The 13,992-nt window shown below is 38.9% G+C and carries 10 protein-coding genes and 1 pseudogene; all 11 read left to right on the top strand.

Annotated elements, in window-relative coordinates:
• Window positions 1-7: 7 nt before the first annotated feature.
• The 11 genes and pseudogenes from ubiB to mdoH all read left to right on the top strand — a co-directional run bounded on the left by ubiB (window position 8) and on the right by mdoH (window position 13,988).
• Window positions 8-1,612 carry a ubiquinone biosynthesis regulatory protein kinase UbiB gene (ubiB, locus tag P20429_RS18775; protein WP_007579855.1) on the top strand — a complete coding sequence of 535 codons (1,605 nt, stop codon included), beginning with the start codon at window positions 8-10 and terminating at the stop codon, window positions 1,610-1,612.
• An 80-nt stretch (window positions 1,613-1,692) separates the two neighbouring features.
• A complete protein-coding gene (gene tatA / locus P20429_RS18780) occupies window positions 1,693-1,941 on the top strand; it encodes a Sec-independent protein translocase subunit TatA (protein ID WP_007579853.1) in 249 nt (82 codons plus the stop codon).
• 5 nt (window positions 1,942-1,946) lie between these two features.
• A complete protein-coding gene (gene tatB / locus P20429_RS18785; protein ID WP_007579851.1) occupies window positions 1,947-2,279 on the top strand; it encodes a Sec-independent protein translocase protein TatB in 333 nt (110 codons plus the stop codon).
• Between the two features lie 48 nt (window positions 2,280-2,327).
• Window positions 2,328-3,067 (top strand): annotated as a pseudogene (gene tatC, locus P20429_RS19090) (twin-arginine translocase subunit TatC).
• Between the two features lies 1 nt (window position 3,068).
• Complete coding sequence (locus P20429_RS18790) at window positions 3,069-3,584, top strand: hypothetical protein (protein WP_007579844.1); 516 nt, start codon at window positions 3,069-3,071, stop codon at window positions 3,582-3,584.
• Entirely contained in the window at window positions 3,584-4,369 is a 786-nt protein-coding gene (locus P20429_RS18795) for a TatD family hydrolase (protein WP_007579842.1), read from the top strand. The genes P20429_RS18790 and P20429_RS18795 overlap by 1 nt, the downstream gene beginning before the upstream one ends.
• On the top strand, window positions 4,369-6,222 hold the full coding sequence (locus tag P20429_RS18800) for a diguanylate cyclase (RefSeq protein WP_007579840.1): 1,854 nt from the start codon (window positions 4,369-4,371) through the stop codon (window positions 6,220-6,222). The genes P20429_RS18795 and P20429_RS18800 overlap by 1 nt, the downstream gene beginning before the upstream one ends.
• Before the next feature lie 12 nt (window positions 6,223-6,234).
• Window positions 6,235-7,245, top strand: a complete 1,011-nt coding sequence (gene hemB, locus P20429_RS18805) for a porphobilinogen synthase (RefSeq protein ID WP_007579839.1) — start codon at window positions 6,235-6,237, stop codon at window positions 7,243-7,245.
• Between the two features lie 128 nt (window positions 7,246-7,373).
• Window positions 7,374-10,106 carry an ExeM/NucH family extracellular endonuclease gene (locus P20429_RS18810; RefSeq protein WP_007579837.1) on the top strand — a complete coding sequence of 911 codons (2,733 nt, stop codon included), beginning with the start codon at window positions 7,374-7,376 and terminating at the stop codon, window positions 10,104-10,106.
• 329 nt (window positions 10,107-10,435) lie between these two features.
• Entirely contained in the window at window positions 10,436-12,055 is a 1,620-nt protein-coding gene (locus P20429_RS18815) for a glucan biosynthesis protein (RefSeq protein ID WP_007579835.1), read from the top strand.
• Window positions 12,027-13,988 (top strand): glucans biosynthesis glucosyltransferase MdoH, encoded by a 1,962-nt coding sequence (gene mdoH / locus P20429_RS18820; protein WP_007579832.1) that lies wholly within the window; start codon window positions 12,027-12,029, stop codon window positions 13,986-13,988. The genes P20429_RS18815 and mdoH overlap by 29 nt, the downstream gene beginning before the upstream one ends.
• Window positions 13,989-13,992: the final 4 nt, after the last annotated feature.

The following is a 13,992-nucleotide window of genomic DNA, read 5'->3' as shown; positions in this document are numbered from 1 at the left end:
ATTTTTTGTGTCGACTGCACGTTTGTATAACATCACCAAAACATTACTTAGCTATGGGTTAGACGAGCTAATTCCAAAACATAAGATCCCTTGGTTTGGTAAAGTAGCTCGTGGCAGTTTGTTTTGGCTGCGCAATCAGCACAAAGAAAAACCTGCGGGACTACGTTTACGTTTGGCACTACAAGAGCTTGGCCCTGTTTGGATTAAGTTTGGCCAAATGCTCTCTACTCGTCGTGACTTACTTCCTCATGATATCGCTTTAGAGCTTGCGTTTTTACAAGATCAAGTTCAGCCATTTGAAGGCGCACTTGCACAAAAAATTATAGAAAAAGCCCTAGAAATTAACGATATAAGTGAGTTGTTTAGTGAGTTTTCACAAATTCCACTGGCCTCAGCATCTATAGCGCAAGTACATACAGCAAAGCTTATTGATGAGCAAAGCATTGAGCAAGATGTAGTAATTAAGGTTATTAGACCCAATATTTACGAGCAAATTAATGCCGACTTAGCGTTAATGGAAAAGCTCGCTAAGGTACTTGCAAAAGTCCATAACGAATCAAAACGTCTACGCCCCGTTGAAGTGGTTAAAGAATACAAAAAAACACTCCTAGACGAGCTCGATTTAATGCGAGAAGGTGCCAATGGCATTCAACTAAAACGCAATTTTGAAGGCTCTGATTCATTATATATACCTGCAGTTTACAGTGATTACAGCCGTAGCAATGTGCTGGTAATGGAGCGGATTTACGGTATACCTGTATCTGATACTGATGCATTGCTAGCACAAAATACTAATATGAAGTTACTCGCCGAACGCGGTGTTGAAGTCTTTTTTACACAAGTATTTAGAGACAGCTTTTTTCATGCTGACATGCACCCTGGTAATATTTTTGTTTCGCGTGAACACCCAGAAAACCCTAAGTATATTGGTATAGATTGCGGTATTGTAGGTACACTCAACAAAGAAGATAAACGTTATTTAGCTGAAAATTTTATCGCTTTTTTTAATCGTGATTATCGCCAAGTTGCACAGCTACACGTTGATTCAGGTTGGGTACCACCAGATACTAGCATTGAAGAATTTGAATTTGCGATTCGCACAGTTTGCGAGCCTATATTTAATAAACCTTTGGCTGAAATTTCATTTGGTCACGTGCTCGTAAATCTATTTAATACTGCACGTCGTTTTAACATGCAGGTACAACCGCAATTAGTATTGCTACAAAAAACCTTATTATACGTTGAAGGATTAGGGCGTCAGCTTTACCCGCAACTCGACTTATGGAAAACAGCCAAACCCTTTTTAGAAGATTGGGTGAAGCAGCAAGTTGGACCGCTATCAGTACTGAAGCAAATGTATGCTAACTTGCCATTTTGGGCTGAAAAAATGCCTGAACTACCTGATCTAATTTACCAAAATTTAAAGCGTGCACCACACGCTCATCAACCTCAAGAACAAAAGGTATCTCATAAACCTTTAATATTGAGTTTATTTGGTAGTGCTACAATGATTATGGCAACACTTTGTTATTTACAGCACGATTTAGTAGCTGCAAGCATTGCAATAGCCTTATCCGCTATTAGCTTTATTGCAGCATGGCGCAACGCATAAACTGAGTGCTATTTGCGCTATTGGGCGTATAATTAGTATTTAAAATATACATTTAACCGTTTTATATATTGGAGAAAACCATGGGTTTTGGTGGTATTAGTATTTGGCAATTATTAATTGTTTTAGCGATCATAGTTTTACTTTTCGGCACAAAAAAACTACGCGGTATGGGTGGTGATATTGGAGGCGCTGTTAAAGGCTTCAAAAAAGCAATGTCGGACGACACAGCGAGTGAGCAAGAAAAATCAGAGCAAATTCAACAATCAGAAAAAAGCACCGTTGACGACTCAACCAATACTGAAAAAAACAAAGATAGCAATAAGGTTTAATTAGTATGGGGATGTGGGAGCTTGTTGTTATTTTTATTGTTGGCTTAGTGGTGCTCGGCCCTGAGCGCTTACCTGTTGCTATTAGAACAGTGAGTAAATGGGTTAAAACCGCTAAATCACTTGCCAACTCGGTAAAAGCCGAAGTAAGTGAAGAACTGCGTATTCATGAACTTCACGAAAACCTTAAAAAAGCAGAACAACAAGAACTAAAAGACTTAAGCCCTGAGCTACAAAGTTCATTAACAGAGCTACAAAAAGCGGCTGAGTCAGTTACTCACAGCTACAAAAAAACACAATCTGATACATCAAATAACCAACAACTTGATGAGAAAAAGTGAAATTTATTTCTCACTTTGTGGTCAACTTACTACATGGTATAAAAAATAATGGCTGAGGAAGTAAAATCGGGGTTTGTAGCGCATTTAATTGAGTTACGTGATCGACTGATAAAAGCGCTATTGAGCATTTTATTATTTTTTATCGCGCTGTTTTATTTTAAAGATAATATTTACGAACTTATAGCTGCACCATTAGTGGTTCATTTACCTAATGGCGCGACCATGATAGCTATAAATGTGAGTGACCCTTTTATAGTCCCTATGATGCTTACTTTTTTTGTTGCGGCTTTATTATCTACTCCATGGATACTTCATCAAATTTGGGGGTTTATAGCTCCTGGCTTGTACCAAAATGAAAAAAAATGCTAATACCTATACTAATCTCAAGCGTTGTCTTGTTTTATGGGGGTATCGCTTTTTGCTACTTTGCAGTACTACCAATTATATTAGGTTTTTTTACAAGTACAGGTCCCGAAATGATGACTCTAGCACCCGATATCGCTAGCTATTTAGGATTCGTATTAAAACTATTTTTTGCATTCGGTGTCGCTTTCGAAATTCCAGTAGCTATTATGCTGCTATGCTGGAGTGGCGCAACAACAACAAAAAGCTTAAAAGAAAAGCGCCCTTATATCGTGGTGGGTGTATTTGTAGTGGCAATGTTTTTAACACCGCCTGATGTTTTATCACAAACATTATTAGCATTTCCGATGCTTCTTTTGTTTGAACTAGGTTTAATTTTAGCAAAATTTTATACCGCCAAACCACAAAAAGAATCTGAGGAATAAAATGAAAAAACAACTACTCTCACTATTGGTTTTATTAAGTGCGCCAACTTTTGCTGCGCAAACTGAATTTAATACTCAGGCCCTGCAAGCATGTAGCTTTATTGAAAATGACTATAACCGATTACTTTGCTATGACAATACAATTGCTGGTAAATCACTAACAAAGCCAACAATAACAAAAACACTCACTCCACCAACGGCTAACAATGTACCTCAAGCCGTAGCTGCTGCACCAATGCAAGCAAAGGCAAAAACTGACGATTTTGGCTTAGAGCACAAAGAATCACAGGTAGAAAAAGAGACTGAAATTAAAGCTATGGTTACTTCAGTGAAAGAAGCAGCTTATGGCGAGTTAATTATTTCGCTAGATAACGGCCAACAATGGCGTCAAATTGGCTCTGACAGCATGCGTTTAAAAGAAAACGATACAATTGTAATCAGCCGTGGTGCATTTAACTCCTTTTTACTGAAACAAGACGGTAAAAACCGCTCTATTCGCGTTAAACGTACTAAGTAATGTCATATACGTTAATTGATGCTGGAGTTAACTTAACTAATCATCAATTTGATGACCAGCATTATGATGTAATTACCCGTGCAAGCGAAGCTGGTGTTACAAATATGCTTATTATAGGTTGTGATATTGCGAGTAGTCAGCAATCACTTGAACTTGCGATAAAACATCTCCAATATTCTACGGCGGGTGTCCACCCACATGATGCTAAATCGGCGACAAATGAATTAGAAGCACAATTAACTGCACTTGCAAACAATAAGCAAGTCATAGCGATTGGTGAATGCGGCCTTGATTATAACCGTGACTTTTCGCCTCGCGATGTACAGCGTAGTGTTTTTAGACGCCACCTAGCACTTGCCGAAAAATTAGATTTACCTGTTTACTTACATGAACGTGATGCAAGTGACGACATGCTAAGTATTTTAAAAGAGTTTAATATTCGCGGTGTACTCCACTGCTTTACGGGTAACTCAGCAGCTCTAAAGCAATATTTAGATTTAGGTCTGTATATTGGTATAACGGGTTGGGTATGTGATGAAAGGCGTGGTAAAGATTTACAACAACTAGTGCCTAGCATTCCTCTAGATCGATTATTAATAGAAACTGATGCACCATTTTTAATTCCACGAACAGTTAAGCTAAAACCTAAATCGCGTAAAAATGAACCCGCTCTGCTTCCTTATATTTGCCAAACAGTTGCGCAACTTTATCAAATAGATGAAGAAGTTGTGGCCCGCAAAACTACAGAAAACTTTTACAATGTTTTTGGTTTAAAGAGCTGCTAATGGCGTGCGCAAAAGCATTACTAAGTCTATTGATGCTTCTTTGCACTTTTTGCTCTTTCGCAAGCCCTGTAATAATAAAACATGATTTTAACTCCCAAAACATTAATAACCTGCATTACTCTTTTGAACCAACTTCGCTATTAGATGCACATCAAAGTAGCCATATACAGTGGCAAAAAAACACAGGTAAACCTCTTAACCTAGGTCTTGAGCAGCGTTCTGTATGGATGAAATTTAAAATAAAAAACACGCTTAGTTATAATACCGAACAACTGTTGTCACTAAACAACCCTCTGCTAAACGACGTTCAAGTATATCAGTTACATAACTCGCAATTAATTTCTCACACCCAAATTGGCGATGCATACCCCCTTGATAAACGTGCGATTAAGAGTGAATCTTTATTAGTTAAACTAATTAGTCCTGCAAATAGCGAAACCATTATTATTATGAGAGTGACGAATAGCTCCGGCTTGCGAGTCCCTTTAACGCTGTGGCAACCAGAAGCTTATTTGGCACATAAAGGTAAACTTAATTTACTCTATGGCTTATTGATTGGTTTTATATTTTCTTTAGGCGTGAGTTGCTTAGTTTTATATAGTTTTTCACGTAAACGTTATTTTGTTTATGCTGGTTTAATTACCCTCACATTAGGTAGTTTATTAGCCTACATTTGTGGCTTTGGCCTAAAATATATTCACCCTAATTTGCCAGCGTTACAGCAAGTTATGATCCCTATATTACTTATGCTTATTGCTTTAATGTTTTTGCCTTTACAAAAGCAAATTTGCCATCCAAAGCCCTCTTTTTTACTAACGGTTCAAAAAGTGATAGTTAACGCATTAGGTGTCTCGTTATTGTTTATTTGGCTATTTCCAAACCATATAGTGACACTATTTTGCTTAACTACTATCCCAATCGTTTTAGGCTTTTATATTGCAACTACACTTATGTGCATACGTTTATCACCTTCTAAACCTAATAAAGCGCTACTGCTCGTATTAGTTTTTTTCTTGGTGGTGATGCTTTATTTTATTGTTGCAGTAATAGGGCTATACGCCTTTGACAGAAGTACATTAGCATTTGTATTTACATGCTTTTTTAGCTGCACATTTTGTCTATGCTACAGTGTAATGAAGTTATTTATTTTGCAACGAGATGAAGAAGTAATTGCTCAGCAAACCTTGATTGCTGAAAATGCAGCTCAAGATACGCTACTTAAAGAGCGCTTAAAGTTACAAGAAAAAACACGCCAAGAACTCGAATCACAAGTCGACGAACGCACCTTTGAATTACAAGTTACACTCAGAGAACTTGAAGAAAAAAACCGCTCACTTGAGTTACTCAATACCGAAGACGCTTTAACCGGAATAAAAAACAGACGCTTTTTTGATAAAAAGCTAATAATGGAGATTCGTCGGTCTCGCCGAGAACAAACGCCGCTTAGTATTGTTATGCTTGATATAGACCGATTCAAAAGCATTAACGATACATACGGACACATAATTGGCGATCAAGTTATTAAAGCAGTATCAGACCTTATAAAAGATCATTTAAAGCGACCACTCGATGAAGTTGCTCGTTATGGCGGTGAAGAGTTTGTGGTGCTATTACCTAATACCCCCAGCGAAGGTGCACAAGACATAGCTGAAAAAATACGAGCAGCTATCTCAGCCAGTACAGTAACGGTTGCCAATAATGATATTCAATTTACAATTAGCGCTGGTGTATACACCAGCATTGCTGATGATGTTAGCAACCCTCAAATTTTTACTGAGTGCGCCGACAAAGCACTTTATTACGCAAAGCAACATGGCCGTAATCAAGTAATCACTTTTCCATTACCACAGTAGGAGCATATTAATATGGCCCAATCAGGATTAGACCTTTTCCCGTATACTCGCATGCGCAGAATGCGCCGCAGCGACTTTTCTCGCCGCTTAATGGCCGAAAACCAACTTAGCGTAAACGATTTAATTTACCCTGTATTTGTACTAGAAGGTAAAAATCGTCGCGAAGCAATTGAATCAATGCCTGGTATTGAACGTCTATCGATAGATTTACTATTACTTGAGGCAAAAGAACTTGTTGAGCTTGGCGTACCTGCCGTTGCTATTTTTCCGGTAACCCCTGCGGACAAAAAATCACTATTTGCCGAAGAAGCATATAATGACGATGGCTTAGTGCAACGCACTGTTCGCGCTTTAAAAGAAGCCTTTCCTGAGTTGGGTGTAATTACTGATGGTGCACTTGATCCATTCACGACGCACGGTCAAGACGGCATTATTGATGACACAGGCTATGTAATAAACGACGTAACCACCGAAATTTTAGTTAAACAAGCACTCTCGCATGCAGAAGCGGGCGCTGATGTAATTGCCCCTTCGGACATGATGGATGGCCGTATTGCTGCAATTCGTGAAGCACTTGAAGCTGATGGGTTTGTGCATACCCGTATTATGGCCTACTCAGCTAAATATGCATCTAGCTACTATGGCCCATTTAGAGACGCAATAGGTTCTGCTGGGAACTTAAAAGGTGCCGATAAAAAAACCTACCAAATGGACCCAGCAAACTCTGATGAAGCAATACGTGAAGTCGCATTAGACTTACAAGAAGGCGCTGATATGGTCATGGTTAAGCCTGGCATGCCTTATTTAGATATTGTACGTCGTGTTAAAGACGAGTTTGGTGTACCTACTTTCGCATATCAGGTAAGTGGCGAGTATGCAATGCACAAAGCAGCTATTGATAACGGTTGGTTAAGTGAGGAAGCTACTATAATGGAGTCTTTACTTGCATTTAAGCGTGCAGGCGCTGATGGAATATTGACCTATTTTGCTAAGCAAGCCGCACAATACCTAGCTAAAAAGTAAGGTTTTTATAAAAAGGCGGTTAAACCGCCTTTTATTTACATTCGTTTACATTTTTGTATTATTTTCGTCATATTTATTCTCTAAACTGGTGTCCCATTTTGGGATTAATACACGGGAATAATAAAAAAATGTTTAAAACAAAAATAACACCACTCGCACTTGTTATAGCAAGTCTCAGTGCGCCAGCCTCCGCAGATCTAATCATTTCAGAATACATAGAGGGAAGCAGTAATAATAAAGCAATTGAGCTTTATAATAACTCGTCATCTCCACTAACTCTTGATCAGTACTCACTAAGTTTGTATGTAAATGGCAAAACTACAATTCAATCAACTCTTGATTTGTCTGGTACTTTGGCAGCTAACAGTACCTTTGTTGTTGTTAATTCAAGTTCAAATGATGCACTAAAAGAAAAAGCCGATTTAGAACATGGTGTTGCTAACTTTAATGGTGATGATGCATTAGTCCTAATGCAAGGTAGCACTGTAGTCGATAGCTTTGGCCAGCGCGGTGTAGATCCCGGTTCGTTTTGGTCTGAGGGCGCAGTACAAACACAAAATAAAACACTTCGTAGAAAAGATAGTATTACCGCAGGAAGAACAACACCTGACGCAGAGTTTAACCCAAGTGAAGAATGGGTACAGTTTGACCAAGATGACTTTGATGGCTTAGGTTCACATGCAGGTAATGGTGGGACAACACCTGAACCAATTCCAGAACCAGAACCACTTGAACCACTTGTTTGTGGCGCAGAAAAAGTACTAATTAACGCTATACAAGGCGATAGCTCTGCAAGCCCGCTTGTTGATACTTTAGTAGAGTTTGAGGGGATTGTAACCGCAGACTTCCAAGATGATGATCAATTAAAAGGCTTTTTTGTTAGCTCACTTGCTGCTGACATAGATGCAAATCCTCTCACCTCTGAAGGTGTATTTGTTTATTTTGCAGATATTGACGTAAACGTAGGCGACCATGTACGTGTACAAGGTACTGTAGAAGAATATTTTGATGCAACACAAATCGGCAGTGTTAGCCAAGTTGCCATATGTGGCACTGGTTTAGCTGCAGCAGCTACAAAAATCACTTTACCTTTAGCTGATACAACTGATTTAGAAGCTTTTGAAGGTATGTTAGTTACATTAGAACAACCATTAGTAGTAACTAATAACTTTGGCCTTGGTCGATATGGTGAAGTTGAATTAGCAACAGAACGCTTGTATCAAGGTACCCAAGTTGCATTACCTGGAGATGCAGCTAATGCAGTTGAAACTGAAAATCTACTTAAAAAGATTTTACTAGATGATGGCTCTACAGTACAAAACTTAGACCCTACAGCCTACCCAACTCCAGGCTTATCAGCAGAAAATACATTACGTACTGGCGATACAGTTAATACGGTTACGGGGGCACTTGCTTATAGCTTTAGCCTTTACAGAATCCACCCAACGGTAGCACCTTCGTTTATTGCAACAAATGCACGTGAAAATGCGCCTGAACTTAATGCTGAAGCAGATTTACGTGTAGCTAGCTTTAACGTACTTAATTACTTTAATGGTGATGGCCAAGGCGGAGGGTTCCCTACAGCCCGAGGTGCAGATTCAGAAGCTGAATTTACTCGCCAAGAAGCTAAAATTGTAAGTGCCATTAGCGCTATCCAGGCCGATGTTGTTGGTTTAATGGAAATTGAAAATGATGGTTTTGGCGAATTTAGTGCAATTGCAAGCTTAGTAGATGCATTAAATGACGCTGATAGTGCTAACAACTATACATTTGTTGATTTTAACGTAGATCAAATTGGTACCGATGCAATTACTACCGCACTTATCTATCGTGCTAACAAAGTAGAAGAAGTAGGTACTGCTGCTATTACGACTGAGGCTCCATTTGATTTTAGTAACCGTGCTCCAATTGCACAAAGCTTTAAATCATTAGAAACTGATGAAGTATTTACTGTTGCTGTGTCACACCTTAAATCTAAAAGCTGTGGTAGTGCTTCTGGAAACAATGCAGATTCAGGTGATGGACAAGGCTGTTGGAATGAAATACGCACAGAAGGTGCTAATGCATTCGCAAATTGGCTTGATAGCAAACCAACCGGTGTTGACGACGAAGATACTATTTTAGTCGGCGATATGAATGCTTACGCAATGGAAGATCCTATACGTGCATTTGCTGATAAAGGCTACAAAAATGTAGTTGCAGAAATTGATGGTGATACGCTTGGTTATTCTTACAGCTTTTCTGGTCGCGCTGGTAGTTTAGATCATGCAGTAGCTACCCAATCACTACTTAGCAAAATTGTCGCAGCAACAGATTGGCACATCAACGCAGATGAACCTATTTCTCTTGATTACAATGTAGAGTTTAAAAGCGAAGGTCAACAATCTAGTTTGTACTCTGAAAGTGCATACCGCGCATCAGATCACGACCCTGTAATTATTGATATTAAATCTGAAATCACTTTAACACCTGAAGAGCAAACGCCAGTTATTAAAGCTGATCAAGTTTTTGCAGTCGATGAAAACAGCGCAATTGGAACAATTATCGGCACACTCGATTTTAGTGATCCAAATGCCGATGAATCACCAGTTGTTAAATTTATTACATCTGATAATGACAGCGTTTCTATTAACAATCAGGGGCAGCTAATTGTTGCTGGAGAGATTGATTACGAATTTGAAAATCGTATTACTTTAACAGTGCAAGCTCAGGATAGCGTGGGTAACTTATCTAACGTTGAAAAAGTAGCCGTGAAAGTAAATAACTTACGCTCAGATGATGATAATGATGCAGGTTCATTATTATGGTTATCACTTCTTTTAGCACCACTATCAATAGTGCGTCGATTTAAAAAGAAATAACTACGTTAAATCTAAACATTTAAAAGCCGCTCTTGCGGCTTTTTTATTTTATACAAATGTAATTCAGACAAGCTTCATTAAACCCCCCGTAATATGTTCAGACGATCTGTGAATCTTCTAGTAATTAATCAGTAACAACTACATACATTTGAGTTAATTTTACACAACAAAACCTCAGTGAATTATGTATATAAATATTACCTATTGAAAAATATGAACTTTTATTAAGGTTTAAATTTTGCTCTAAGTTATTTAGAAGATACTTACAAAATAAAATCAATATTTACCCTAAACGTAAAAATAAGTCGTGTTTTTATAAAGGAATGAGAATGAAACAACTAACCCAAAATCTGCCTAAATGGCAAAAGAAGTCAGCACCACTACTGGGTCTACTTATTATTTTTTCGACTTGGGGCAATAGCAACCAAGCGATTGCTGCAACCGTTGATGTAGCAATCCCACAAAGTAGCTTATTTGACGTAATTAGCGCCCGCGCTAAAAAGTTAGCAAGCGAAGAATACGTGGCGCCTAAAAACATTGAGCTTGAAGCACTTAACAATATTGATTATCAAGATTACCGTTCAATTCGATTTAAAAAAGACAAAGCAGTATGGAAAGATGAAGGCCTGTACGAGCTGCAATTATTCCATCCTGGTTTTTTATATAAAACACCTGTGACAATAAATACCGTTGATAGCGACTCTAAACGCAGTCGCTTACCTTTCAGTACTGACTTTTACCAATACGATGGCACTGCTGCACCACTACAAGAAGAAATAGCTAAAAGTGTTGCGGATACTCAACTAGGTCATGCTGGATTTCGCTTACATTACCCGTTAAATACTAACGAGTATAAAGACGAAGTAATGGTATTTCAGGGAGCATCGTATTTTAGAGTTGTTGGCCCTCAGCAAGTTTATGGATTATCAGCTAGAGGCCTTGCCATTGATACTGCAGAAAATTCAGGTGAAGAATTTCCAATGTTCAAAGAGTTTTGGTTAGTTAAACCAAAGGCCGACCAAACACAAATTACCATTTTTGCATTATTAGATAGCCCATCTATATCGGGTGCATACAAGTTTAATGTTGACCCTACAACTAATATGCTAGTTGATGTTGATATGCAGATATTTGCACGTAAAGACATTAAAAAGCTCGGCGTAGCTCCATTAACGAGTATGTTTTACCACGGTGAAAACAGTACCAAATTTTTTGATGACTATCGCCCTGAAGTTCATGACTCGGATGGCCTATTAACTCAATCTGCTGATGATAAATGGGTATGGCGCCCTCTTAACAACCCTTCACAGCTAAGTGTAACTTCGTTTTCATACAATAATCCAAAAGGTTTTGGGTTAGCTCAACGAGATCGAGATTTTAATAACTATCTGGACACAGAAGCACATTACCACAACCGCCCTAGTCTATGGATTGAACCACAAGGTGAATGGGGAAATGGCCGTGTAGAGCTTGTAGAGATACCTACTGACACAGAAACTAACGACAATATCGTCAGTTACTGGGTACCAGAAAAGCCAATGAAAGCCGGTGATTCGTTAAAGCTAAGCTACAAAATGACGACCTTTAATGCAGCTTTAACTCAGCACGAAAAAGCGAGAGTACTGCGCACAAGGATCGGTAGCGCCGCTTTACCAGGTGAAGACAACCCTCCACCAAAAAGCCATCGCCAATTTACTGTTGATTTTACTGGGTCAGAAATAAATCAACTCTCTGAACAGTTAAAGCTAGATGCCGACATTCAACTTACAACAGGCGAAGTAACCGACGTGAATGTACAAAAACTGCCTGATTCACGCGGATGGCGTGTAGCCTTTAAAATTGCACCACAGGACGATCAACCCGTTGATATGCGTTTATCGTTAAAACTACGTGATAAAGAAATTAGCGAGGTATGGAGTTATGTTTGGTACCCAAATGACATCAAGTAATAAAGGTAAGGGCACTCCAATGCCATTCAAAACATTAAGAGTTTGGCTATTTGCTATTGCAGCGCTTAGCACATCTGGCTACGGCATATCTATTATGTTTGAGATTTTAAGCTCAAACGGTATGACATTACTTGAGTATGCTCTTTTAGTATTATTCTCAATCACTTTTGCCTGGATTGTAACGGCATTTTGTAGTGGAACAATCGGCTTTGTATTACAGCTATTACGAATTGACCCACTTACGCTAAAGCGTATTAAACCAATTGAGTTCAATAGTGAGGCAATTAACGCCCAAAAAACCGCCGTTGTAATGCCTATTTACAACGAAGACACCCACCGTGTTATCGCGGGCTTTGAAGTTAGTCTGCAATCGTTAAAAGAAACAGGTCAACTTGCAAACTTCGATTTTTATCTATTAAGCGACACGCAAGACCCAGAAATAGCTAAAAACGAGCTAAGTGCATGGCATGCATTGTGTGAACGTTTAGGTGATACGGCTAAAAACGTTTTTTATCGTCGTCGCGAAGATAACAAACACCGTAAAGTAGGTAACCTAACCGACTTTTGTGAGCGCTGGGGCAGCCAGTACGACCATATGATTGTGCTTGATGCAGATAGCGTAATGACCGGGAAATGTATGTTAGAGCTTACTACAAGTATGCTCAACAACCCACAAGCAGGCCTGATCCAAACTATTCCGATCCCTGTTCGTCAAGATACCTTTTTTGGCCGCTTTTTACAGTTTGCGTCAGTGCTATATAGCCCAATGCTCGCTACTGGCTCAGCTTTTTGGCAAACTGATAAAGCCAACTACTGGGGTCATAATGCAATCATTAGAGTTGAAGCATTTATAACGTGCTGTGGCTTGCCAACACTAAAAGGTAATGCACCTTTTGGCGGCGAAATTTTAAGTCATGACTTTGTAGAAGCTTCACTACTTCACAGTGCTGGTTGGGATGTATTGTTGCTATCAGATATTGAAGGTAGCTATGAAGAAGTACCAAGTAACATTCTAGACTACGCTGTACGCGATAGACGCTGGGTGCAAGGTAATATTCAGCACTTAGGTTTACTATCGTCATCCAAATTAAAATTAATGAGTAAGCTACACTTTTTACTCGGTGCCACAGCCTATATTTCATCACTAATTTGGCTCTCAATGCTAGCGCTAAGTACTATTGACGCAGTAACGCGCGCATTAAATAGTGATGTGTACTTTAACCGTGTTTATCAATTATTCCCTACATGGCAAATAGCTAAAACCGATCTGATTGATTCACTCTTGTATTTAACTATTGTTATTTTATTAATGCCTAAACTAATGGGCATAATAGTCACCTTAATACATAGAAACAAACGCTTTGGTGGTTCAATTAAGCTCATACTAGGCTCAATCATTGAAACCGTATTTGCTATTATTGTTGCCCCATTAATGATGGTATTTCATGCTTACTTTGTACTTTGTGTGTTTTTAGGTAAAAAAGTGAAGTGGGATGCGCAACCGCGCGAAGGTCGTATGGTTCCGTGGAAAGAGGCGTTTGGTTATACGTTATTCTCAACTATTGTGGCTATTGCATGGGGTTGTACGGCTTACTACTTCACACCAGTATTCTTTTGGTGGTTATCACCTATATTGCTGGGCTTAGTATTAGGCGCTCCGATTATCCGTTATACCAGTAGCATTAAACTCGGTGTACAACTAAGAAAGTTAGGTATATTTATTTGCCCTAGTGAAGTTGATAACGACTCAACTCTAGAAGCACTTAAAATACATCTAAAAGAAATTTCGGTACCAAAGGAAGGTGCTTATCCACAAACAATACCGGCACTACCACAAGAGCAGTTGGTAACAATGCCTATCCAGTCTTTTAAGAAGCCACGCAGGCTAAAGATGAAAGCGCTAAAAGCTAAGGCTATAAAAAAGTTTAATTAGCGCG

It is taken from the genome of Pseudoalteromonas sp. BSi20429 (genome assembly GCF_000238895.1).
In the GTDB taxonomy this organism is placed as follows: Bacteria; Pseudomonadota; Gammaproteobacteria; order Enterobacterales; family Alteromonadaceae; genus Pseudoalteromonas; species Pseudoalteromonas arctica.
This window is presented reverse-complemented; position numbering and strand designations above follow the sequence as displayed.

Excerpts from the sequence above, each read along its gene's own strand:
- tatA (WP_007579853.1), top strand. The coding sequence starts at position 1,693 with ATGGGTTTTGGTGGTATTAGTATTTGGCAATTATTAATTGTTTTAGCG.
- tatB (WP_007579851.1), top strand. The coding sequence starts at position 1,947 with ATGGGGATGTGGGAGCTTGTTGTTATTTTTATTGTTGGCTTAGTGGTG.
- P20429_RS18790 (WP_007579844.1), top strand. The coding sequence starts at position 3,069 with ATGAAAAAACAACTACTCTCACTATTGGTTTTATTAAGTGCGCCAACT.
- P20429_RS18795 (WP_007579842.1), top strand. The coding sequence starts at position 3,584 with ATGTCATATACGTTAATTGATGCTGGAGTTAACTTAACTAATCATCAA.
- P20429_RS18800 (WP_007579840.1), top strand. The coding sequence starts at position 4,369 with ATGGCGTGCGCAAAAGCATTACTAAGTCTATTGATGCTTCTTTGCACT.
- hemB (WP_007579839.1), top strand. The coding sequence starts at position 6,235 with ATGGCCCAATCAGGATTAGACCTTTTCCCGTATACTCGCATGCGCAGA.
- P20429_RS18810 (WP_007579837.1), top strand. The coding sequence starts at position 7,374 with ATGTTTAAAACAAAAATAACACCACTCGCACTTGTTATAGCAAGTCTC.
- P20429_RS18815 (WP_007579835.1), top strand. The coding sequence starts at position 10,436 with ATGAAACAACTAACCCAAAATCTGCCTAAATGGCAAAAGAAGTCAGCA.
- mdoH (WP_007579832.1), top strand. The coding sequence starts at position 12,027 with ATGTTTGGTACCCAAATGACATCAAGTAATAAAGGTAAGGGCACTCCA.